This is a genomic window from Methylocystis sp., from assembly GCF_051061225.1.
Classification (GTDB): domain Bacteria; phylum Pseudomonadota; class Alphaproteobacteria; order Rhizobiales; family Beijerinckiaceae; genus Methylocystis.
On sequence record NZ_JBPFEB010000011.1, the window covers coordinates 19,586 to 40,295 of the forward strand.

General features: G+C 67.7%; 23 protein-coding genes. 6 read left to right on the forward strand and 17 right to left on the reverse strand.

Annotated elements, in window-relative coordinates; genetic code table 11:
• From ACR652_RS03060 to ftsY, 7 genes are all read right to left on the reverse strand, one after another.
• Positions 1-903, reverse strand: coding sequence for a Ku protein (locus tag ACR652_RS03060; RefSeq protein WP_434505049.1), 903 nt, complete (start codon positions 901-903; stop codon positions 1-3).
• Between the two features lie 151 nt (positions 904-1,054).
• The gene (locus ACR652_RS03065; protein ID WP_434505050.1) at positions 1,055-1,603 is read right to left on the reverse strand and encodes a bactofilin family protein; all 549 of its coding nucleotides are present in this window, start codon (positions 1,601-1,603) and stop codon (positions 1,055-1,057) included.
• Between the two features lie 219 nt (positions 1,604-1,822).
• Positions 1,823-2,788 carry a tyrosine recombinase gene (locus tag ACR652_RS03070; protein WP_434505051.1) on the reverse strand — a complete coding sequence of 322 codons (966 nt, stop codon included), beginning with the start codon at positions 2,786-2,788 and terminating at the stop codon, positions 1,823-1,825.
• 10 nt (positions 2,789-2,798) lie between these two features.
• A complete protein-coding gene (locus ACR652_RS03075; RefSeq protein ID WP_434505052.1) occupies positions 2,799-2,942 on the reverse strand; it encodes an oxidoreductase in 144 nt (47 codons plus the stop codon).
• A 73-nt stretch (positions 2,943-3,015) separates the two neighbouring features.
• Positions 3,016-3,714 carry a L,D-transpeptidase gene (locus ACR652_RS03080; protein ID WP_434505053.1) on the reverse strand — a complete coding sequence of 233 codons (699 nt, stop codon included), beginning with the start codon at positions 3,712-3,714 and terminating at the stop codon, positions 3,016-3,018.
• 205 nt (positions 3,715-3,919) lie between these two features.
• On the reverse strand, positions 3,920-4,549 hold the full coding sequence (locus ACR652_RS03085) for a septation protein A (protein WP_434505054.1): 630 nt from the start codon (positions 4,547-4,549) through the stop codon (positions 3,920-3,922).
• A 5-nt stretch (positions 4,550-4,554) separates the two neighbouring features.
• Positions 4,555-5,625 carry a signal recognition particle-docking protein FtsY gene (ftsY, locus tag ACR652_RS03090; protein WP_434505055.1) on the reverse strand — a complete coding sequence of 357 codons (1,071 nt, stop codon included), beginning with the start codon at positions 5,623-5,625 and terminating at the stop codon, positions 4,555-4,557.
• 173 nt (positions 5,626-5,798) lie between these two features.
• Between ftsY and ACR652_RS03095 the strand changes: the two genes are divergently transcribed.
• Entirely contained in the window at positions 5,799-6,083 is a 285-nt protein-coding gene (locus ACR652_RS03095; RefSeq protein WP_434505056.1) for a GNAT family N-acetyltransferase, read from the forward strand.
• Positions 6,084-6,102: 19 nt separating this feature from the next.
• Here ACR652_RS03095 and ACR652_RS03100 read toward each other — a convergent pair whose 3' ends face one another.
• On the reverse strand, positions 6,103-6,495 hold the full coding sequence (locus ACR652_RS03100) for a nuclear transport factor 2 family protein (RefSeq protein WP_434505057.1): 393 nt from the start codon (positions 6,493-6,495) through the stop codon (positions 6,103-6,105).
• Positions 6,496-6,650: 155 nt separating this feature from the next.
• Here ACR652_RS03100 and ACR652_RS03105 point away from each other — a divergent pair, with 155 nt between their 5' ends.
• The gene (locus ACR652_RS03105) at positions 6,651-7,217 is read left to right on the forward strand and encodes a NifU family protein (protein WP_434505058.1); all 567 of its coding nucleotides are present in this window, start codon (positions 6,651-6,653) and stop codon (positions 7,215-7,217) included.
• Positions 7,218-7,269: 52 nt separating this feature from the next.
• Here ACR652_RS03105 and ACR652_RS03110 read toward each other — a convergent pair whose 3' ends face one another.
• The 9 genes from ACR652_RS03110 to ACR652_RS03150 form a co-directional block, all read right to left on the reverse strand.
• The gene (locus ACR652_RS03110; protein WP_434505059.1) at positions 7,270-7,746 is read right to left on the reverse strand and encodes a ferritin-like domain-containing protein; all 477 of its coding nucleotides are present in this window, start codon (positions 7,744-7,746) and stop codon (positions 7,270-7,272) included.
• A gap of 136 nt (positions 7,747-7,882) precedes the next feature.
• A complete protein-coding gene (putA, locus tag ACR652_RS03115) occupies positions 7,883-10,942 on the reverse strand; it encodes a bifunctional proline dehydrogenase/L-glutamate gamma-semialdehyde dehydrogenase PutA (protein WP_434505060.1) in 3,060 nt (1,019 codons plus the stop codon).
• A 270-nt stretch (positions 10,943-11,212) separates the two neighbouring features.
• Entirely contained in the window at positions 11,213-11,515 is a 303-nt protein-coding gene (locus ACR652_RS03120; RefSeq protein WP_434505061.1) for a hypothetical protein, read from the reverse strand.
• 145 nt (positions 11,516-11,660) lie between these two features.
• Positions 11,661-11,876 carry a hypothetical protein gene (locus tag ACR652_RS03125; protein ID WP_434505062.1) on the reverse strand — a complete coding sequence of 72 codons (216 nt, stop codon included), beginning with the start codon at positions 11,874-11,876 and terminating at the stop codon, positions 11,661-11,663.
• 68 nt (positions 11,877-11,944) lie between these two features.
• Positions 11,945-12,754, reverse strand: a complete 810-nt coding sequence (locus ACR652_RS03130) for a formylmethanofuran dehydrogenase subunit C (protein WP_434505063.1) — start codon at positions 12,752-12,754, stop codon at positions 11,945-11,947.
• Complete coding sequence (gene fhcD / locus ACR652_RS03135) at positions 12,751-13,659, reverse strand: formylmethanofuran--tetrahydromethanopterin N-formyltransferase (protein WP_434505064.1); 909 nt, start codon at positions 13,657-13,659, stop codon at positions 12,751-12,753. The genes ACR652_RS03130 and fhcD overlap by 4 nt, the downstream gene beginning before the upstream one ends.
• Positions 13,647-15,281, reverse strand: coding sequence for a formylmethanofuran dehydrogenase subunit A (locus ACR652_RS03140; RefSeq protein WP_434505065.1), 1,635 nt, complete (start codon positions 15,279-15,281; stop codon positions 13,647-13,649). The genes fhcD and ACR652_RS03140 overlap by 13 nt, the downstream gene beginning before the upstream one ends.
• Positions 15,275-16,378 (reverse strand): formylmethanofuran dehydrogenase, encoded by a 1,104-nt coding sequence (locus tag ACR652_RS03145; protein WP_434505066.1) that lies wholly within the window; start codon positions 16,376-16,378, stop codon positions 15,275-15,277. The genes ACR652_RS03140 and ACR652_RS03145 overlap by 7 nt, the downstream gene beginning before the upstream one ends.
• A 267-nt stretch (positions 16,379-16,645) precedes the next feature.
• The gene (locus ACR652_RS03150) at positions 16,646-17,500 is read right to left on the reverse strand and encodes a xanthine dehydrogenase (RefSeq protein ID WP_434505067.1); all 855 of its coding nucleotides are present in this window, start codon (positions 17,498-17,500) and stop codon (positions 16,646-16,648) included.
• 320 nt (positions 17,501-17,820) lie between these two features.
• Here ACR652_RS03150 and pqqA point away from each other — a divergent pair, with 320 nt between their 5' ends.
• The 4 genes from pqqA to ACR652_RS03170 all read left to right on the forward strand — a co-directional run bounded on the left by pqqA (position 17,821) and on the right by ACR652_RS03170 (position 20,684).
• Positions 17,821-17,898, forward strand: coding sequence for a pyrroloquinoline quinone precursor peptide PqqA (gene pqqA / locus ACR652_RS03155; protein WP_154420341.1), 78 nt, complete (start codon positions 17,821-17,823; stop codon positions 17,896-17,898).
• A 146-nt stretch (positions 17,899-18,044) separates the two neighbouring features.
• Positions 18,045-19,058, forward strand: a complete 1,014-nt coding sequence (locus tag ACR652_RS03160; protein ID WP_434505068.1) for a cytochrome-c peroxidase — start codon at positions 18,045-18,047, stop codon at positions 19,056-19,058.
• A 381-nt stretch (positions 19,059-19,439) separates the two neighbouring features.
• Positions 19,440-20,186, forward strand: coding sequence for a tRNA (adenosine(37)-N6)-threonylcarbamoyltransferase complex dimerization subunit type 1 TsaB (gene tsaB, locus ACR652_RS03165; protein ID WP_434505069.1), 747 nt, complete (start codon positions 19,440-19,442; stop codon positions 20,184-20,186).
• A 9-nt stretch (positions 20,187-20,195) separates the two neighbouring features.
• Positions 20,196-20,684: a GNAT family N-acetyltransferase gene (locus ACR652_RS03170; protein WP_434505070.1), complete on the forward strand. Its 489-nt coding sequence runs from the start codon at positions 20,196-20,198 to the stop codon at positions 20,682-20,684.
• The last annotated feature ends 26 nt before the right edge of the window (positions 20,685-20,710 follow it).

The following is a 20,710-nucleotide window of genomic DNA, read 5'->3' on the forward strand; positions in this document are numbered from 1 at the left end:
TTACGCCCGCCGCCGCGCGGGGGCCTTCGCGGTCTTCGCGGACTTCGATGCGGCCGGCTTCTTCGCGGGCGCCCTACCCTTCTTCGGCGGCTCCGGCGGCGCCTCGCCGCCGCCGCTGGCCGCCACCGAGCGCTTCAGCGCCTCCATGAAATCGAGCACCTTGGCGCCGGGCTCGACCTGTTCCTCGACGGGGACGGTCTCGCCGCGCCCGAGTTTCGCCTTCACGAGATCACGCAGCGCCTCGGCGTAATGATTGCGGAATTTGCCGGCGTCGAACGGCTCGCTGCGGCGTTCGATCAAATCCTCGGCCATCTGCACCATGTCCTCACGGGGCCTGTCGCGGCCGATCGACGAGAAGATGTCCGCGGCGTCCTTCAATTCGCTGTCGTAGCGCAGCGTATCGAGCGCAAGCCCCTGCCCCTCGCCGGTTGGATAAAGCGCGACGAGATGCTCACGCCCGCGCAGGGTCAGTTGCCCGATGCCGACCTTGTGCTTCGCCCATAATGCGTCGCGCAGGACCCGGTAGCCTTCCTCGGCGACCTCGCCGTCGGGGAGCACATAGTAAGGCCGGTTGAAATACAGCGGCTCGATCTCATCGGCGCTGACGAATTGGGAGAGTTCGATGGTGTGGCGGGATGAGAGCTTCAGCGAGTCGAGCTCCTCATCCTCCATGAAGACGTAATTGCCCGGCTCGACCTCATAGCCGAGGACGATGTCCTCTTTTTTCACCTCGCCCTTGCCGGGCGCGACCTTGAGGTAGCGGATGCGCTGCTTCGAGTTGCGATCCACCTGATGGAAGCGGATTTCGGACTCGGCCTTCTCCGCCGCCACCAGGCGCACGGGGATCGAGACAAGGGCCAGACGCAGATGACCCTTCCAGAAAGTGCGCGCCGACTCGGCCATAACTCGCTCCTGCACGCGCGGGCTGGGGAAGCGTTATAGATAAGGCGGCGCCCGCGCGGCGGCATGCCCCGCGACCCAAATTGCAAAAATGCAAAACGCCCGCCCCCCTTGTGGAGAGCGGGCGCTCGTGGCCCCCCAGCCAAAGAGCGCGTCAGGCGGACGCCCGGCGGCCCGATATCGGCGCGCGCAGCAGGGTGCGGCGCGGCGTCTCGACCTCGCCCGCGATATACATCGGAGCCTTCGCCGCGCCATTCCTGGCGACGCGAACGGCGTCGCTCACCCGTTCGGCCGAGCCGCCCGAGATGCGCGCGACGGGGGCCTCGGCGTCGGCGCGCTCCTGCGCGGCCGCCTTGCCGGCTGCGGTCTTGCCGGCGGCGACCTTTGGAACGGCGCGATAATCGTCCGTCGCCGATAGGTCGCCGGTCACCACGGCCCCCTTTTCCAGCTCGATCTCGCCATACATCACCCGCCCCTCGACGCGGCCGGTGGAGCGGACCAGAAGCAACTGGCGCGCCTCGACATGGTCCGACACCGCGCCGCTGATATCCGCCTCCGTCGCGGAAATATTGCCGCGGATGACGCCGGTTTCGCCGACGCAGACCACCCGCGCGGTGACATTGCCCTCGATCGTTCCGTCGACCACGATCAGATCGGGAACGGAAATCTCGCCCTTGAGCGTGACGCCCGCGCCAATGTACATGACATTTTCCTGATCCGGCCTGAAACCGGAAGCTGTATTGACGGCCATTCCTTCCCCCGACGCGCAAGTTCCATGCGTAAGCTTGACAATAAGATGGACCGAAGGCCGTCGCAATTGAAAACATTTTAGACCAAAAGAATTCTCGGAAAATCGATGAACGAAGCCGGCCGGCGCCCGAGCGCGCGTTTAATGTTCAGACTCAGGAAGGCTTTACAGTTTCTAGAAAGACGCGTCGTCGCTGTCTCGTCCGGCGTCGGCGAGCGGATGCAGGTCGCGCACCATCGCCTGCATGCGCTCGTCGAGGACATGGGTGTAGATCTGGGTCGTGGCGATGTCCGCGTGGCCGAGAAGTTCCTGCACCACGCGCAGATCCGCGCCGTTCTGCAACAGATGGCTGGCGAAGGCGTGGCGCAGCGCATGGGGATGGACCTGCGCCGCCGACAGACCGGACGCGACGCCGACCGACTTCAGCTCGCGTGCGAACGCCTGCCGCGTCAGGTGACCGCTGTCGCTGTCGGCCGGAAACAGGAAGGGTCCCTCGGCCAGCGCCGGCGCGACCGCCTCCAGCAGTTCGCGATATCCGGCGAGGGCCTGTTTCGCGGCCCCGGTGAGCGGCGCGAGCCGCTCCCGCCCGCCCTTGCCCTTGATGGCGATGAAGGGATCGCGCGAGCGCGCGGCGCTTTTGGGCAGGGAGACCAGCTCCGAAACGCGCAGCCCCGTCGCATAGAGCGTTTCCAGCAGCGCATGCAGCCGCGCGGCGCGCAACCGCTCCCGCAGCGGGCGCTTTTCGTCGTCGAGGCCCTCGCGGGCCGTCGCCAGCAGCCGGTCGACCTCGGCGACCGACATCACGCCGGGAGCATTGCGCCGCAGCCTCGGCCCCTCCAGCGCGGCGGCGGGATCATCGGCGCGGTGGCGGTCGACATAGAGGAATTTGTGAAACTGCCGCAAAGCGGACAGCCGGCGCGCGACGGTCGCGGTGGACATGCCGCGCGCGTCGAGATCGGCGAGATAGCCGCGCAGATCATCGCAGGAGGCGTCGCCGGGATCGCGCCGCTTGCCATGCAGAAAGTCGATATAGTCGGAAAGGTCGCGCCGGTAGGCGTCCTGCGTGTTGCGCGCGGCGCCGCGCTCCGCCACCAGCATGTCGAGGAACGCGTCGAGCTGGCGGGCGGCGCGGGCGTTCATCGGCGGCGCCTCACTTGTTGAGGCGCCGCGCCGGGATCGTATAGGTCATTTCGCGCGGCTGCGGCGTCACGAAGGACACCACGGCGACCATGGCGCCATAAACCAGCGCGACAATCGCGGCGACAATGGCCAGGAATCGGAGAAGGCTGGGCAAGGAATGGACTCGTCAGCAAGAACCGCTCCCAGTCTATCGCGCGAAGCGCGACAGAATGCAACCGGGAGCAGCTCTAGCGCACGATGACGCGGGTCCCGACCTTCACGCGATCATAGAGGTCGATGACATCCTCATTCATCATCCGGATGCAGCCGGAAGACACATTCTGCCCGATGGTGCCCGGCTCGTTGGTGCCGTGAATGCGATAGAGCGACGAGCCCAGATAGAGCGCGCGCGCGCCCAGCGGATTGGCGGGCCCCCCCTCCATGTGTTGGGGAAGATCGGGACGGCGGAGGCGCATTTCCGGCGGCGGCGTCCAGTCGGGCCACTCCTCCTTGCGGCTGACGGTCTTGACGCCCGCCCATTCGAAGCCGGGGCGGCCGACGCCGACCCCGTAGCGGGTGGCGCGGCCGCCGCCATGCACAAGGTAGAGGAATTTCCGCGGCGTATCGACGACGATGGCGCCGGGCGGCTCCGCGCCGTCATAATCGACATCGGCGCGCGCATAGGCGGGGTCGAGCGTCCGTTCCGGCGCATGCGGCGGCGCATAGGCCACCCGCGAGACAGCGGCTGGCGGCGCCGCGACAGAGACGCCCGACGCGCCGCCGCCGCCGAACAGCGCCTCGACGAGCCCGCCGCCGAGCGCGCTCTGCCGTGGGTAGGAGCGATCCGGAGAAGGCGGCGCGGCGGACCAGGCCGGATTGGCGGCCGCGGCGGCGGGGGCCAGAAGCGCCGCAATGACGAAGGTTTGGAAAATGGACTGTCGAGCCATGGAGCGAGACCGCGTGAGCGCCTCTTGCGAGCGCGCGAAGGTTGACGGCCGTCACTCTCTTATAGCCAGGCTTTAGCGTAAATCCTGGGTTGTTTCTAAAGTTAGGCTCGCGTCAAAATTAACGATGAAGATTGCGTTTTCCGCGCCGGCGGCCGTTTCCCGGCGCCGACGGCGGCGTCTCCTCGATCGCGGTCCTCGCGCCAGCCTAGAAATGCGACTCCGCGTCTTCCTGTTCGGCAGGGATTTCGTGGCGCATGATCAGCGGCGCCTGGGCGACGGCGAAGACGATGGTCAGCGGCAGAATGCCAAAGACCTTGAAGTTCACCCACACATCCGTGGAAACGGAATGACGCACCACCTCGTTGAGCCCGGCGAGGAAGAAGAAGAACACGCCCCAGCGCCAGGTGAGTTTGCGCCAGCCCGTGTCGTCGATATGGATCGCCATGTCGAACACGATCGGCAGCAACAGCTTGCCGAAGTAAAGCGCCCCGAGCAGCGCCGCGCCGAACATCGAGTAGAGGATCGTCACCTTCAGTTTGATGAAGTCCTCGTTTTGCAGAAAGATCGTCAGGCCGCCGAAGACGAGCACGAGGAGCGCCGTGACGACCGGCATGGCGGGCAGATGCTTGGTGATCGCCCAGGAAACGCCGAGCGTGAGCAGCACGCCCGCCATCAGCACGCCGGTGGCGGGGAAAATCCCGTATTTGCTGTTGACCACGAAAAAGACGATCAGCGGCCCGAGCTCCAGCGCGATCTTCAGGCCGGGACTGAGTTTTTTCCTGGGTTCCGCGGTCTGGGCGGCGGGCTTTGTCCGGCTCATGGTTTCCTGGGTCATGCGGTTCAGCTTTCCGGCGCCTCCGGCGCTTCTTCTTCATTCAGGCCGGCGATCGCGCGGGCGAAGTCACGGGCGGTGAAGGGCTCCAGATCCTCGGCGCCTTCCCCGACGCCAATGAAGTGGATCGGCAGGCCATGGGCCTCCGCGATGGCGACGAGGATGCCGCCGCGGGCGGTGCCGTCAAGTTTGGTCATCACCAACCCGGTGACGCCAGCGACGCGCTCGAACACGTCGACCTGCTGAAGGGCATTCTGACCGACGGTGGCGTCGAGCACAAGCAGCACGGCGTGCGGAGCCTCGGCTTCCGCCTTTTTCATCACCCGGACGATCTTTTCGAGCTCGGCCATCAGTTCGGCGCGGTTTTGCAGCCGGCCGGCCGTGTCCATAAGCAGAACGTCGGCGTCGGTTTCGCGGGCGCGGCGGATGGCGTCGAAGGCGAGGCCGGCGGCGTCCGCGCCTTCCTTGCCCGCGACGACCTCGGCGTCGAGCCGGGCGCCCCAGATCTTGAGCTGATCGACGGCGGCGGCGCGGAAGGTGTCGCCCGCCGCGAGCACGACCTTCTTGCCCTCGCCCGTCCATTTGGAGGCGAGCTTGGCGATGGTGGTCGTCTTGCCGGAGCCATTGACGCCCACGACCAGGATGATGAAGGGCTTCTTCGTCTCGTCGAGTTCGAAGGGCTTCGCCACCGGCGCCAGCGTCGCCTCGACTTCGCGGGCGAGGATCGCGCGCACTTCCGAGGGCTCGATGTCCTTTTCGTAACGCGCCTTGCCCACGGCCTGGGTGATGCGGGTCGCGGCGCCGACGCCAAGGTCGGCCCGCAGCAGCACGTCCTCCAGCTCCTCGAGCGTCAGCGCGTCGAGCTTGCGCTTGGTGAAGATGTCGGCGACGCCCTGGGTGATCGCCTGCGAGGTGCGGGCGAGACCGCCGGACAGCCTCTGCCACCAGGAGCGCTTGGGCGGCTCCTCGGCCGCCGGGGCTTCCGCCGCGGGCGCCTCTTCCGCCTTCGGCTCCGCGCCTCTGCCGAACAGGCGCGAAAACATGCCGCGCTTCTTAGACCCGTCTGCGTCCGTGCTCATGCGTCCCTCGTCGGGAAAATGCCTACACTAGTCGCGCATAAAGGGCTAGCCGTACGGCCGGCGACCGTCAGGTCCGGTTCAGGCCGCGCGGCCGGCGACCGGGGACCGCCGCGATGGCCCCTTCCCTTTCGCCCGGCGACGCCCCATGTCGGGACCGCAACAGGAGACCTGGCATGGATGGGGACAGCGCGGCCGTGCGCCACAACGCGGCGAGACACCGCTTCGAACTCGACATCGACGGGCATCTGGCGCTCGCGGACTATGTGCTTGATGATGGCGTGATGACCTTCACCCATACGGAAACGCCGCCCGCGCTCCAGGGGCGCGGCGCCGCCTCCCGGCTGATCCACGGGGCGCTGCTGTCGGCGCGCGCGCAGGGGCTCAAGGTGCGGGCGACCTGCTCCTTCGTCGTGGCCTATCTGCGGCGACACCCGGAATTCTCGGATCTCACGCAATGAGGCGAGGGCCGTCTTTCGGTCAGTGAAACGACCGCTTGACCTCCGGCGGCGGCTTCACCGGGGCCAGCGGGCTCGCCTGGTGATGGAGCAGCCGCCAGCTCCCGTCGATCAGCCGGAACCAGTTGGTCGCCAGCAGCAGCCCGCCGCCGACTTCCTCCACGCAGAACACGCGCCCGTCGACTCCGTCGATCAGCGCGCGCTCGTCGCGCGCCGTCACCGCCTCCTGGGAGGGATTGCGGAAGATGTCGCGATAGGAGGCAATCACCGCCGCCCGGCTGATGAGCGCCGGCCAGCCCGGATGCACGCAGGTGGCGCCGTCCTCCGCCCAGACGGCCTCCATGGCGGCGAGGTCGCGCCCGGCAAAAGCGCGGTAATAGGCGCGGTTGGCGGCGAGGAGGGCGTCTTCATCCATGCGCTGACCTTCAGCCATTTGCGTGTCGATGGCAATCCGCGCGCTCTTTCGGCCGGCCGCCCGAGTCCTTAAATCATAGATTATCGCGCTCAACCGAAACTGTGCTAAGCACGCGCCAATTCCCCGGCCTTGAACCGGGCGCAGGAGGTGGAAACATGTTCATCCAGACCGAAGCCACGCCCAATCCCTCGACGCTGAAATTCCTGCCCGGCCAGAGCGTGCTCGGCCAGGGCGCGATGGAGTTCCGCTCGCCGGAGGCCGCGGCCAAGGCGCCTCTGGCGCAGGCTCTGCTCGCCATCGAGGGCGTCGAGGCGGTCATGTATGGCGGCGACTTCGTTTCCGTCACCAAGAAGGACGCTGACTGGGCGCATCTCAAGCCCGCCATCCTCGGCACGATCATGGAGCACTTCGTCTCCGGCGCGCCACTGCTGACCGACGGCGCCGCGACCGAGACGGATCACGACGGCGAGTTCTACGACGCCGCCGACGCCGAGACGGTGGCGACGATCAAGGAGCTCATCGAGACCCGCGTGCGCCCGGCCGTGGCTGGCGACGGCGGCGACATCGTGTTTCGCGGTTTCCGTGACGGCGTCGTCTACCTCGGCATGAAGGGCGCCTGTTCGGGCTGCCCCTCCTCCACAGCGACGCTGCGCAACGGAATTGAAAACCTGCTGCGTCATTTCCTGCCGCAGGTGAAGTCGGTCGAACAGGCGTCGATGTAATCCGCCGAACGGGGGCGTCATCCCTTCGAAACGGAGGGCGCCTCCCGCAACATCACGGATCGGTCGGCAGCGACTCGCCGGCCGCATGGGCCGCGATCCATTTGCGCAGCTCAGACACGTGGTCCCGCTCTTCCTCCACGAATTCCTTCGCGAGGATTTTGGTCTCGGGATCGTCCGTCGTCTCGAAGATCTGCTGATAATAATCCAGCCCGGCCATCTCCGCCTGAAGCGCGATGTTCAGGGCCTCCTCCCGTCCGATGAAGGGATCGGCGCCCCAGATCGCCGCGCTCTCCGGGCTTTCGAGGTCCGGCCACACGAACTCCTCGGGCCGCAACTCGGGCAAGTCCCTGAACCCGGCCCGCGCCCGCGCGTCGGAGAGATGCAGCCGCGAGTAATCGGACAGGCGCCGGAACAATTTGCTCGCTTCGGGATTGCCGTTGGTCGCCATGGCGTCGGCCAACTGGCCAAATCGCATGGCGGCTTCCGCCTCAAGCTGGATGGCGTGAGCAAGAAAATCCTCGACCTGCATGACGGGAATCCCTGAAGCAAGGCGCCCAAAAAGCGACGGCGCGGCCTTCAGTATGGCGCGTCGTTTCCTCGCCTCCAAGTCCATATGCCGGGCGCCCCGCCTATTTGAACGGCGCGGCGAAAGCTTTGGATCGCGGCTAGTCTTCTTCCAGCGACAGCAGACCCGCGTCGCCGCCGCTCGACGCGGTGTTGACCGTCACCGTGATCTCCCGCAGGAAGCGGCGCAGATAATCGGGACCGCCGGCTTTCGGACCCGTCCCGCTCAATCCGAATCCGCCGAACGGCTGGCTGCCGACAATGGCGCCGATGGTGTTTCGGTTGACATAGACATTGCCCGCCGGCGCGCGCCGCGCGACCGCCTGCATGCGCGCCTCGATGCGCGTCTCCAGCCCGAATGTCAGACCATAGCCGCCGGCTTCTATCTCCGCGAGAAGAGCCGGAAACGCGCCCGCGCGCCATGTCGCGACATGCAGAACCGGCCCGAAGACCTCCCGCCGCAGATCGCCCGCGCGGGCAAGGCGGATAATCGCCGGCGCCACGAAATAGCCGCCCCCCGGCGCCTCTCCGGCATAGAGCAGGCGCCCCGCCGCCCTGGCGTCGGCGACGTAGCGCGCCAGCTTCTCCTGAGCCTCCGCGTCGATCACTGGCCCGACATGGACGCCCAGCTCGCGCGGATCGCCGATGCGCAATTCCTTCGTGGCGCCGATCAGACGCTCGATGGCGACGGGCGCAATGTCCTCCTGGAGGCACAGCAGCCGCAGAGCCGAACAGCGCTGCCCCGCCGACCGGAAGGCGGAGGCCAGCACATCGTCGACCACCTGCTCGATCAGCGCCGTCGAGTCGACGATCATGGCGTTCACCCCGCCCGTCTCGGCGATGAGCGTCGCCAACGCCCCCTCACGCGCCGCCAGCGCCCGATTGATGTGCTGCGCCACCTCGACCGATCCGGTGAAAACGACGCCAGTCGTCCTTGGATCGCTGACCAGCGTGGCGCCGACCTCCCCCGCGCCGGGCGCGAGTTGCAGCGCCCCACGCGGGATGCCCGCTTCATGCAGCAGCGCGACCGCCTGCGCCGCGATGAGCGGCGTCTGCTCCGCCGGCTTGGCGACGACGGCGTTGCCGGTGACAAGGGCGGCCGCGACCTGCCCGAGGAAGATCGCCAGCGGGAAATTCCACGGCGAGATGCAGACAAACACGCCGCGCCCCTCGTAGCGCAGCCGGTTGTCTTCGCCGGTCGGGCCGGGAAGCGTCACGTCCCCGCAAACGAGACGCGCCTGATTGGCGTAATAGCGGCACATGTCCGCCGCTTCACGCACTTCCGCAAGCGCGTCGTCCAGCGTCTTGCCAGCCTCGCTTTGCAACAGCGCCAGAAAGACGCCGCGCCGCCTCTCCAGCAGATCGGCGGCGCGCTCCAGCATGCGGGCGCGCGTTTCGACCCGCCTCGCGCTCCACTCGGGGAAGGCGCGCGCGGCGGTCGCCATCATGTCGCGCGCCGCCGCGTCATCCGCCTCCACAACCTTGCCCAGCTCGGCGCCGTCGATCGGCGACGCCACTCGGCGCGGCGCCTTCGACGAATGGATCGCGGGCCGCGCCTCGAAAGGACCGCGCGCCGACGCAATCTCGTCGAGAAGCGACGCCAGCGCGCGGCGGTCGCCGAATTCGACGCCTTTGGAATTGGCTCGCAGCGGCAGATAGATGTCCGCGGGCAAGGGCAGGCGCGGATGGCGGGTCTGGCCGTGGCGGATGGCGTCACGCGGATCGGCGATCAGCGCGTCTTCCGGCGTTTCCGGATCGGCGGCGCGGGCGACGAAGGACGAATTGGCGCCGTTCTCGATCAGCCGCCGCACCAGATAGGCCAGCAGATCGCGATGCGGCCCGACCGGCGCATAGACGCGCACAGGCGCATCGCTGACGCCGGCCAGCGCTTCGTAGAGCGGTTCGCCCATCCCATGCAGGCGCTGGAATTCGTAATCCTTGCGCTCGCCCGCGCGCACGAGAATCTCGGCGACGCTGCGGGCGTTGTGGGTGGCGAACTGCGGATAGAGACGCGGCGCCGCCAGCAGCGCGGCGGCGCAGGCGTCGTAATTGAGATCGGTCATCGCCTTGCGGGTGAACACCGGATAATCAGCGAGGCCACGCTCCTGCGCGCGTTTGATTTCGCTGTCCCAATAGGCGCCCTTCACCAGCCGCAGCATGAAGCGGCGATCATGCGCCTCCGCAAGCGCGGCGACATGGTCGATCACATCCCGCGCGCGCTTCTGATAGGCCTGCACGGCGAGGCCAAAACCCTCCCACCCCACAAGCGAGGGGTCGGCGATGACGCGGTCGACCACGTCGAGCGACAGCTCCAGCCGGTCCGCTTCCTCGGCGTCGACGGTGAAGGTGAGATCATGCGCGCGGGCGAGGCGCGCTAGTTCCAGCAGGCGCGGCGGCAATTCGCGCAGCACGCGCTCGCGTGAGAGCGCCTCATAGCGCGGATGCAGCGCGGAGAGCTTCACCGATATGCCCGGCCGCGCCGGAAGGGGCTTGCCGCCCGCCGCCGCCCCGATCGCGCGAATGGCCGTCGCATAGGCGTCGAAATAGCGATCGGCGTCCGCCGCGCTGCGGGCGCCTTCGCCGAGCATGTCGAAGGAAAATCTCTCCCGGCGCCCCTGCGCGCGCGCCAGCGCGTCGCCGATCGTCTCGCCAAAGACGAAATGCGCCCCCATGAGCAGCATGGCCTGCCGCGCCGCCGTGCGCAGCGCGGGCAATCCGATGCGTCGCGCCAGATCGGCGACGAGGCCGCGCGGCTCCCCCTGCCCCACGAGCCGCGCCGACAAGCCGAGCGCGAAGGCGCAGGCCTGCACGAGCAGCACATCCGACTCGGCGGCGTGATGCGAGAAATCCCCCGCCGAAAGCTTGTCGGCGATCAACTGGTCGGCGGTCGCGTCGTCGGGAACGCGCAGCAGCGATTCCGCCAACGCCATGACGGCGAGACCCTCGCGGGAGGAGAGCGAAAACTCGTGCAGGAAGTCCTCCACGCCGCCCAGCGCGCTGCGCTCGGCGCGCATCCCCCGAATGAGCGCGCGCGCGATTTCGTCGATCGCTTTCCGGGTCGCGCCGCTAATTGGCCGCGACAGGAAGCGCGCGGCGAACGCCTCGTCCGGCGGCGCGTAAGGCGCGGCGAATGGCGGCGGTTCTTCTCTGGCGTCTGTCACGGTCTCGCAGCGCCTCGTTCATGTTCCGCTGAAACAACACTCCAACGAGGGATATGGGCGCGCGAAAGAGGACGCGGAAGGGCTCGGGACGAGGGACGCGTTCAATTCGCCACAGATGGCCGCGCCGGCGCTGGGAGGCGGCCCCCTCTCCCCGCCTGCGGGGAGAGGGCTGGGGTGAGGGGCAAGCCGCAACGCGCGCGTCGCGGTCGAGGCGCCCGCCAGTCCAGATTTTGTTCCCCTCCGCGCCCGGCCCGCCGCCCCGAGACCCCGTCAGCCGTCGGCCGCCTCTCCCGGCCAGACGCCAGGCTGCGCCATGAGAATGCGCCCGTAGAACTCGACATTGTCACGGAATTTGTGCTGGTAGAGCGCGAGCAACGCTGCGTTCGCGTCACCGTCCGAGGCCGACCCGGAGTCGCCCTCCGGCGTCGTTTCTGATGTCAGGATTGCAACGAGTTGATGGCCCGGAAGCTCCGCTCCAGTGAAGTGGCCGTACATGAGCGCCGCCTTTGGTTCACGCCCCTGATCGCCGTCATGGCGATCTGATCTCCCGAACAGGGAAGAGCGTTCGCCCATCGAATTCATTTCGACCGTAACATCCTGCCACAGGACGCTTAACAAAGAGCAACAGAGAAGCAGAAAACCCCCTCTCCCCGCCCGAGGGGAGAGGGCTGGGGTGAGGGGCCAACCGCAACGCGCGCGTCGCCGTCGAGGCGCCAGTCTAGATTTTGCTTCCCTCCGCGCCCGGCGTGACGCAGCGCCAGCGCGTGACGGCCACATTGGGATGCTCGCCGGACCACTGAGCGATATAGGGCATGGCCTGCATCATGCAGTTGCGTGTGGAGCCTGTCGCGGATTCGAGCGTCAGCCTGCGCTCATCGCAGGCGGTGGGTTGAGACAGCGCGCAGACCGTGAGGATCAGTTGAACGAAATTCATGGGCCCGACCCCTTGCGTCAACGCCGCCATTTCGGGCGGCGTTCTCTCACTAGCAAGGGTAATGCCGGTCAGACGGGGGTCAATATTTCGCCCTTGCCATAGACCGACGTGTCCCCGCCAAAACGCTGGAGTTTCCCCGAAAGAACAGCCGCCGCGCCGGCGCTGTCGGCCTTCAGGCCGCGGGCGAAAACCTTCGCGAAGGTCAGGTTCTGCGGGCCACAGTCGACATAGGTCGGCGGCAGGTCCGGACGTTTGGCCAGCACCAGCGAGCCGCGCTTGTTGAGATAGCCGACGCGGCCCGGGGTCTTGCCCAGCGCGACGATCGTGCCCGCGATGAAGCGCGAGCCGAGATCCTCGCCGGCGTCGCCCTCGATGATGAGAATGCCGCGGCGCAGCCGGTCGCCCGCCCGCGCGCCGGCCCTGCCGCGCACGACCACCCGGCCGCCCGACATGCCGGCAAGCTCGCCCGCGAGCGGAGCCGCGAGCAGATCGCCCACGTCGCCCTTGATCTCGATATGAGCGGCCTCGTTGCCGGACGCCGCATAGACGCCCGCCGAGCCCGAGACCGTGATCCTGCCGCCTTTGGCCAGCCGGCCGAGCTGGGCGCCGACGTCGCCTTCGACGTGGATCGAGAACTCGGGCAGGAGTTTCGCGCCGACGAGGTCGAAGCGCGACGAGCCGCCCTCGTAACGGACGTTCTTGAGATCGCCCTCGGCGATCCTGAACACGTCGCCCGCCTTGATCGAGGCGCGCGTCGTGCCGATCTCGATCTTCTCGATGTCGGCGACGGACTTGCCGGCGAGGCGGTCGGGCGTCAGCGCCGAGAGATCGACGCGCTGCGACGGCTCCTGGCGGAGCGTGAAGGTGAAGGGCTTCACGGCAGCAAATCCTTCAAGTGATAGTGGAACGGGCCGAGCTTGCCGCCGTAATTGCCGGCGCCGACGCGCTTCGCGCCCGTCTCCGGGCCCATGTCGATGATGGCCTTCAGGCCCGCGCGCATCGCGGCCCGCACGGCCTCGTCGGTCAGGCCGTCGATGACGATTTCCAGCGTGCAGCCGATGTCGTCCTCGAGGGCCGTCTTTGTGACGCCCTTCAGCGTCGGGCAGTAGGCGTCATTGGTGGAGGCGCTCATGCCCTTGTATTGCGAGCCGACCTTGGAGCCCGAGCGCACGATGCCGCCGGGGAACGGCATGATGGCGTCCGGCACCGCATGGATCGCCGCCACCCCCGCCTCCGTCGCGCGCATGGTCGAGTCCCAATCGGCGCCCATTATCAGCAGATTGCCGCCGCCGACGCATTTCTTGAGCACGCCGACCTGGCTCTCGACGAAAAACTCGCCATCCATCACCGGCACGCGCCAGAAGCGGCGCCCGTCGATGGACTTGGACGTTTGCCATTTGTCGCCGAACTGGCGCATCGAGTCGCCGATCTTGATCTTCAGATCGCCGTCGAAGGCCGAATAGAGCGCCGTTCCGGGACAGGTGAGGATCGTCTGGCCGACGCGATTGACCAGCGCCTTCTCCGCGCCCTTCGCCGAGAAGGCGAAGAACAGCAGGCGCACGCCCGGGCGACCGTCCGGCGTCTGCTCCTCGGACAACTCGCAGTCGATCCCGGCCTCGCAATCACAGCCGATCACGGAGGTGGCGTAGCCGGTCGCGACCTGGGCCGCCTGATTGGCCCATTTGCGCGTGGGGGCCGTGACGATGATGCCCGTCGCGGCCATCGGGAAGGCTTCGGCGAAACTCTCGTCGATCCGAACGCCGTTGCGAACTATACCTTGCATGCAACCTCCGCAAAGGCGTCCTTGTGCGGCAGCGCGGCGTCCGGCACATCGAAAATGCCGCGCGGCAGGCCGTAAAGCTCTTCGTAATAGCTGTCCAGCCGCTTGTTGATGGTCTTGTCGAAGCGCGGACTGATGTGCAGCGTCTTGCCGCGGCGATAATGCGACACCTCGCCGTCCTTCACCACAAGGTCGCCGTCCTTGAAGACATAGGCCGCGCGGCGGAACATGCCGGCCTTGTCGCGGCTCTCCTTGTAGACCGCGACATCGGCGACGGCGCCCGGCGCGAGCGTGCCGCGATCGGTGAAGCCGAAAAGCTTCGCGGCGCCGGAGCGGCTCATCTGCGCGAGTTCATAATAAGTGTATTCGCGCGTGATCGACGGCAGCGTCGTGTGCGCCAGCGCCTCCGCCGGCAGCCGCGCCATCACCTCGGCGCGCAGATCGGCGCTCATCAGCAGCGCGAACAGCTCCGGATAGGCGGTGAAGGGGCCGCCGTTCGGATGGTCGGTGGTGAAGAAAACCTGCTCGGGATTCTTGATGAGCAGGAACAGCTCCAGACCGGCCGCCCACTGGATGGCGTTGTAGTAGTTCGAGATCTTGTAGGCGTAGGGCACGATGCCGCCGCCATTGGCGTCGCCGTCGAAGATCGCGCCCTTCTTCGGGCTTCCGCCGGGCATGCTGTTGAACTGCTTCAGCACGTCGGAGGAGATCGTCACCGTCTGCGAGAACATCACCTGCCCGACGTCGACCGTGACATTCGGATGGGCGTTGATCTTCTCGGCGAAGGCGGCCGCGGCGGAGGAGAAGGCGTTCGGGCCTTCCTTGCCATAGGCGTAGAACTGCACATGCGCCAGATGCATCGGCAGGCCCTGCGCGGCGTCGATCGTGTCGAGCGCCGTCTGGATGTTGCCGGCGATGCCGAGGTTGTTCATGTGCAGATGCAGCGGGTGGTGGATGCCCACCGCCTGCGTCGCCTTCTGCAACGCCTGGAAAATCTTGCGCGAGGTGAGGCCATAGAAGGGCACTTCGTCGTCGAGGCCGAAGGCGCGCATGTTCTCCTTGAAGGCCTCGCAGCCGCCCGGATTGATGCACTTCAGGCCCAGCGAGCGAGTGCCGCTCACCGTCTGCGCGACATAGTCGTTGATGGCGCTTTCCGGCTCGCCGGCGCGAATCTGGCGCAGCAGGAAGTCGTCGTTGCCGAGAACCGTCAGCGCGCCCTTGTCGATGATCGGCACATCGTTCAGCTCATAGTGAGTCTGCAACGAGTGGTGCGGCGCCATCGCCGGCTCCACCACGGTGGTGAAGCCCATCTGCGCATAGAGCCGGCCGGTCTCATAGGTCGACCATTTGGCCGTCGACAGCGGCGTGCCCTCGCGACGCGCGCGAATGGCGCGGTGCAGCTCGGGGAGCAGCAGACGCGCCGTGTTCACATTGCCGCCGGCGATGTGCGAGTGAATGTCGATGGCGCCGGCCATGACGACATGGCCCGCGCAGTCGATTTCCTTGTCGGCCTTGCCGCCCGCCGGAGGCGCGACGATGCGGCCGTCCTCCAACCAGACGTCGCCGACGCCGTCCTTGCCCGTCGCCGGGTCGACGACATGGCCGCCACGCAAAACTGTCAGCAAGGCGCGACCTCCGAAACATTCGCCAGAATGGCGTCGATGACATGCGCGACCGTCGGCGCGTCGGACGGCGCCGTCGCCGCGCGCAGCGTCAGGCCGCCGGTCTCCTGGGCCATGAGCACGGCGTCATGGGTGACGCCGGGCTGGCCGACTTCGATGTAAAGCCCGCGCGCGGGCGCGGCGCCCGCCGGCGCGAGCGTGACGAGCGGGATGTCCTTGCGGGACCACGCCGGCGCCTCGCCGTCGAAGGCCGAAATCCACAGCGCCGCGTCGGCCTCGCCGCTGTCGACGAGGCGCGAAGCCTCGAACCGCCACGGATCATGTTCGGGATAGCCGCGGCCAAATCCCGTGCGCGGCGGAAAGCCGGTCATCCAGCCCGCCGCCTGCGTCACGCCGCCCGCCCCGGCGCGGGCGCCGATATGGACGCCGGTGAAGCGGGTGGTGACATTGAGGTCGGTCACCAGCGCCTGCATCATTTCGATGGCCAGCGGGTCGAGGCCGATCGACGACGCCCAGACGAAGCAGCCGAATTTCGCGTCTTTCAGGGTCTGCGCGACGCCGTCGACGAGTTCGAGCCTGGCGGCGTCCATCGCCACCCGGCGGCCGCCGACGCGCGCGCGCCATGTGGCGAGCAGGCCCGAAATCTCCCGAAGGCTCGCGGGAATGATCCTGGCGCCTGGAACCGCCGCGGCCTCGCCCGCCTCCGGGCCGACCCAGATGACCTTGCGCGGCTGGCCGGCCTGCGAGCCGTGGCGCGGGGCCTGTTCGAGCGCGAGGCGTTCGAGCATGCCGGGCCATTGCTTCGTGAGGCCGGGACCGAGCAGCACCACCACGTCGGAGCGCACGCGGGCCTCGTTGGCCGTGGTCGTGAACATGCCGAAGGAGCGCTTCACGTCGAGGTCGGCCAGCGAATCGCGCGAGGCGAGATGATCGAAGGCGCCCCGCAGCCGCTCGGCGAGGAGAATCGCCGCGCGCGCGCCGGGAACGTCGGCGCCCAGCCCCGCGACGAGGGGGAAGGTCGCGCCGCTCAAAATCCGCGCCGCCTCTTTATAGGCGTCTTCAAGCGCAATCGCTTTGCCGTCGAGCGTCGCCTTGCTCATCCGCTTTCTGCCTCGTGCCGCCTGGCGGTTGTTGGAACGCCGCGCGGCGAAACGCCCCGCGGCTCGGAAACTTTCTCCGCTATAGCCGTCAGCAGGAGGAAAATTCCAGGACTTTTTCTTGCAACGCCCCAGGCGCGGACGCGGCGTTGCGCGCCCATCCAGAAGGCGCCGTATGCGTAGCAGCCGTCCGGCGCTCTGTCGAGACGCCAGGCGCCTCGCCGGCGATTCTTCCGTAGGGAAAACAACCTGACGTCAGCCCGGCGCGGCCTAATCTGTCGACAGCGGCGTCGCCACGAGTCGGGCGGCCTGCTCCGCCTCCTTGAGCCGCACGGCGTCGGCGACAGCCCGGGCGATACGCGCTCCGCGCTCGTCGACGCCGGTCCAGCGCGCCGCGCGGCCGCGCGGATCGATCTCCAGCAATTTGGCCCCGGCGAAGGCGCGGCCGCCGTCGCGCAGGAGGCCGCGCAGCACGCCGTCATGGGGCGCGGTCACCGGCGCGCCGTCCAGCCGGCCGATCACCACGCCGCGATAGACCCGCGCGCCAATCTCGACGGCAGTGTGCCAGAGGCCGTCGCGCTCGGCATAGACGAAGCGCTCCGCGCCAAGCCCGCCGAGGTCGCGGGCGGCATGGTCCGCAGCCTCGGTGACGCCGCGCCGCAGGATGCGGCCGACATCGGCGGGCCGCGTTTCGATCGCGATGTCGCAATTGGCCCCGACCTCGAATCTCGGACCGAGCCCGACGGTGAGGCGCGCGATATGCCGCCAGTCGGGCGTCGCCAGATATTTCTGCATCCGGGCGTCGATCAGGAGGTCCGGGAGGCGCAAGGGGATGATGTCGGTGAGCGCGAGCGGCGTCACGCCGATGGCCCGGCGCTCGCGCAGCACGCCAGCGATCTCCGCGGCCGTCTCGACCCGGCGCCCCGGAAGGCCGTCCAGAACGATCTCCTCGCCGAACAGCGCGTCATGGTAGGCCATGCCGCGCCGGATGACGGGCGGGAAAGGATCGTGCGACATCAGGCAGGCGTAGCCCGCCCTGTGCAGGGCCACGGCCGTCGCCGAGGCGATCTCGTTGAGGCCCAGGATGAGAGCGGCGGGCCGCCGTCCGATTCGCGTCCCGTCCATGACCGCGCTCCCCTCTTTTTGAAATCGAAAGCCGTCCCAGCAATTTTGAAACCATCGCCGCGGCGACGTCGAACCTCATTGATTTCAATCCTTTCCGCCCGGCGCGTCATGCGCGCAAAGAGGACATCCTGTCGCAAACACGACACGCGTTGTCGCTGCTGAACAATCGTTTTCCATGTGGAGAGCGGCCAGATTGCGCGGCCCGGTGGATCATGATAATGCTCTCGCCGAGCTCGAACCTGCCCCCGTCGCCCGACCCCGAGAAGTCGAGGAAACAAGAGCAGGAGCAGCCGGCAGAGTTCCATTATGGAGGAAATGAAATGGCTTGGACCACCCCTGTGATCGTCGAAGTTTGCGTGGGCATGGAAGTCACCGCCTACTCGTCGGCTGAAATCTAAGGATTTCGCGCGAGTCGCCGCCGCTTTCCGGCGGGCGCTCCCAAAAATCGAGCCGGTAAGATGGGCGTCGCATTGGCGACGCGTCTTGCTTGGCTCGATTTTTTTTGCCCAAAACCGACAGAGCCAATCCCGCGCCGGGGGCAGCCATGCGTCACGCGATTCTCCCTTCCCTTCTCATCGCCGCCGCTATCGCGGCGCCCGCCGCCGGGGCAAGCGAGGCGAAGAAACTTCTCGACGACGCCAAGGCGGTCTTTCAGCCGATCTCGGCCGCCCCCGCGCCAAAGGACCCCCTGCAGGCGGCCCGCATCGACCTGGGCCGGCGGCTTTTCTTCGAGCCGCGCGTCTCGATGGACGGCAATGTAAGCTGCTCGCACTGCCACCTGCCGGACAAGCAGGGGAGCGACGGCCTGCCGAAGTCCATCGGCGTCTTCGGCAAGGAGAATCCGCGCAACGCGCCGACCGTGTTCAATGCGTCGCTCAATTTCCGGCAGCATTGGCGCGGAGACCGCGACTCGCTCGAGGAGCAGGCCGAGAAATCGCTCCTCGGCCCCGCGAGTTTCGGAAATCCCGATCAGGCCACGGCGATGGGCAAGCTGAAGGAAGCCCCCGAGTATTCAGCGGCTTTCGCCAAGGCTTTCCCTGGCGACAAGGAGCCGATCAGCTCGAAGAACTGGGGCGTCGCCATCGCCGCCTTCGAGCGCACGCTGCTCACCCCTTCGAAATTCGACGCTTTTCTGGGCGGCGACGCCAAGGCGCTTTCCCCGCAGGAACAGGCCGGCTTGCGCAAATTCATCGATACGGGCTGCGCCGGCTGCCATAATGGCGCGGGGATCGGCGGCGGCGCCTTCCAGAAATTCGGCGTGGCGGAAGACTACTGGAAGGAGACGGGCGTCGCGAACCCTGACAAGGGGCGCGCGGACGTGACGAAGAACGACGCCGATCTCTACGTCTTCAAGGTCCCGAGCCTGCGGAACGTCGCGAAGACCGCCCCCTATTTCCACGACGGCTCGGTCGCGGACCTGACCAGGGCGGTGAAGATCATGGGCAAGACCCAGCTCGGCGCCACGCTGTCGGATCAGGACGCCGCCGACATTGTCGCCTTCCTCGGCGCGCTGACGGGCGCGGTTCCGGCAAATTACAAAGGGCCAGAGGAGCCTTGAGCCCCCTGCCCGCGCGCCTCCCGGTCTCGGAAGAGCGAGCGGACGCGGACCGTTGACCAAAGCGCCGACGGAAACCCTTGCCAGGGAACAGTCCCCCGCTACCTCCCGCCAGAGAGCGGGGAGTTGGAGATGCAGACCGGCCGGAACTACTGGTTCGTCGCGCAGGCCGCGCTGATCGGGGTGATGCTCGCGGCGGTGGATTTTGGGCTCTACGAGGCCCTGAGCCACTCGCTACGCTAGCGCGCGGGCGCTGCAAGATCTTACCCAGACGGCGGAAATCGCCGCCGCTCGGCCATGCGCGCGCAACGCCGCCGGACGCTTCCGGTTTTTCACGCCCACGCTTTGTTGCTTAGGCGCCCAAAAGGGTCCTATTCTCCGCCCATGCGAATCCTTGCGATTGACACCGCCCTGCCCGCCGTATCGGCCTGCGTGCTCGACAGCGAGGCGGAGGAGCCCATTTCCTCCGAGACCATCGCCATGGAGCGCGGTCATGCGGAGGCTGTCATGCCGCTCATCGAGCGGGTCATGAGCAAGGTCGAGGGCGGCTTCGCCAGCATAGACCGCGTCGCGGTGGCGGTCGGCCCCGGCTCGTTCACCGGCATTCGCATTGGACTCGCCGCGGGCCAGGCCATCGGCCTCGCCTGCAAGGCGGACGTCGTCGGCGTCTCGACGCTGGCGGCGCTCGCCGCCCCGCTCATCCTCGAGGAATTCGACGGCGTCGTCGCCGCCGCCATCGACGCCCGTCACGAGAAGGTCTTTGTCGCCGCCTTCGGCCCGGACGGCCGGGCGCTGCTGCCTCCCCGCCGCGCCGGCGCCCATGAGGCGTTGCGGGCGATGGGCGACGGCCCGCTGCTGCTGGTCGGCTCCGGCGCGGAGCTGCTCGCCCGGGAGGCGCGCGCCAGCGGCGTCGCGCACAGGATCGTCAGCGACCGCGCGTCCCCCGAAATCGCCTACGTCGCGCGCCTCGGTCTGGCGGCGAAGCCCGAAAGCGCGCCGGCGCGCCCGCTCTATCTCAAGGAGCCGGATGTCACGGTCGCCGGCAAGCCGCAGGAGGCGGCGGCGCCATCGGGCCTCGCCGGCGCTCCGCCGGCCAATGAGACGCTCGCCAGCGAAGCTGCGCAGGCGTAGTCTATCCCCATGAGCCTGCTGACAAACTTCTTCGCCAAACCGACTTTCGTGGTGCGCCCCATCGGGGCGGAGCGCGCCGAGGAGTGCGAGGCCCTGCACGGGAGCTCCTTCGCCTACGGCTGGTCCAAGATCGACTTCGAGAGCTATCTCACCGACCCCCATGTCATCGCCGACGGCGCCGTGAGCGAGGGCGCCAAGGTCCGGCTCGGCGGCTTCATCCTGTCCCGGCTTCTGCCGCCGGACGGAGAGGTGCTGACCTTCGCCGTCGATCCCGCCCGGCGCGGCGCCGGACTCGGGCGGATGCTGCTGGAGCGGCATCTCGAAAATCTGGAGCGCGGCGGGGCGCGTCTGGTGTTCCTCGAGGTCGCGGACGACAATGCGGCGGCGCTGAAGCTCTATCGGCGCGCGGGCTTCCGGGAGATCGGCCGGCGCGAGAATTACTACCAGCGGGCCAATGGCGAACGCCGCGCGGCGGTGAATTTGCGGCTGGAGATGTGAGCCCCGCCAAGCGTCGCGCAGCGCGC

Excerpts from the sequence above, each read along its gene's own strand:
- ACR652_RS03060 (WP_434505049.1), bottom strand. The coding sequence starts at position 903 with ATGGCCGAGTCGGCGCGCACTTTCTGGAAGGGTCATCTGCGTCTGGCC.
- ACR652_RS03065 (WP_434505050.1), bottom strand. The coding sequence starts at position 1,603 with ATGTACATTGGCGCGGGCGTCACGCTCAAGGGCGAGATTTCCGTTCCC.
- ACR652_RS03070 (WP_434505051.1), bottom strand. The coding sequence starts at position 2,788 with ATGAACGCCCGCGCCGCCCGCCAGCTCGACGCGTTCCTCGACATGCTG.
- ACR652_RS03080 (WP_434505053.1), bottom strand. The coding sequence starts at position 3,714 with ATGGCTCGACAGTCCATTTTCCAAACCTTCGTCATTGCGGCGCTTCTG.
- ACR652_RS03085 (WP_434505054.1), bottom strand. The coding sequence starts at position 4,549 with ATGACCCAGGAAACCATGAGCCGGACAAAGCCCGCCGCCCAGACCGCG.
- ftsY (WP_434505055.1), bottom strand. The coding sequence starts at position 5,625 with ATGAGCACGGACGCAGACGGGTCTAAGAAGCGCGGCATGTTTTCGCGC.
- ACR652_RS03095 (WP_434505056.1), top strand. The coding sequence starts at position 5,799 with ATGGATGGGGACAGCGCGGCCGTGCGCCACAACGCGGCGAGACACCGC.
- ACR652_RS03100 (WP_434505057.1), bottom strand. The coding sequence starts at position 6,495 with ATGGATGAAGACGCCCTCCTCGCCGCCAACCGCGCCTATTACCGCGCT.
- ACR652_RS03105 (WP_434505058.1), top strand. The coding sequence starts at position 6,651 with ATGTTCATCCAGACCGAAGCCACGCCCAATCCCTCGACGCTGAAATTC.
- ACR652_RS03110 (WP_434505059.1), bottom strand. The coding sequence starts at position 7,746 with ATGCAGGTCGAGGATTTTCTTGCTCACGCCATCCAGCTTGAGGCGGAA.
- ACR652_RS03120 (WP_434505061.1), bottom strand. The coding sequence starts at position 11,515 with ATGGGCGAACGCTCTTCCCTGTTCGGGAGATCAGATCGCCATGACGGC.
- ACR652_RS03125 (WP_434505062.1), bottom strand. The coding sequence starts at position 11,876 with ATGAATTTCGTTCAACTGATCCTCACGGTCTGCGCGCTGTCTCAACCC.
- fhcD (WP_434505064.1), bottom strand. The coding sequence starts at position 13,659 with ATGCAAGGTATAGTTCGCAACGGCGTTCGGATCGACGAGAGTTTCGCC.
- ACR652_RS03145 (WP_434505066.1), bottom strand. The coding sequence starts at position 16,378 with ATGAGCAAGGCGACGCTCGACGGCAAAGCGATTGCGCTTGAAGACGCC.
- ACR652_RS03150 (WP_434505067.1), bottom strand. The coding sequence starts at position 17,500 with ATGGACGGGACGCGAATCGGACGGCGGCCCGCCGCTCTCATCCTGGGC.
- pqqA (WP_154420341.1), top strand. The coding sequence starts at position 17,821 with ATGGCTTGGACCACCCCTGTGATCGTCGAAGTTTGCGTGGGCATGGAA.
- ACR652_RS03160 (WP_434505068.1), top strand. The coding sequence starts at position 18,045 with ATGCGTCACGCGATTCTCCCTTCCCTTCTCATCGCCGCCGCTATCGCG.
- tsaB (WP_434505069.1), top strand. The coding sequence starts at position 19,440 with ATGCGAATCCTTGCGATTGACACCGCCCTGCCCGCCGTATCGGCCTGC.
- ACR652_RS03170 (WP_434505070.1), top strand. The coding sequence starts at position 20,196 with ATGAGCCTGCTGACAAACTTCTTCGCCAAACCGACTTTCGTGGTGCGC.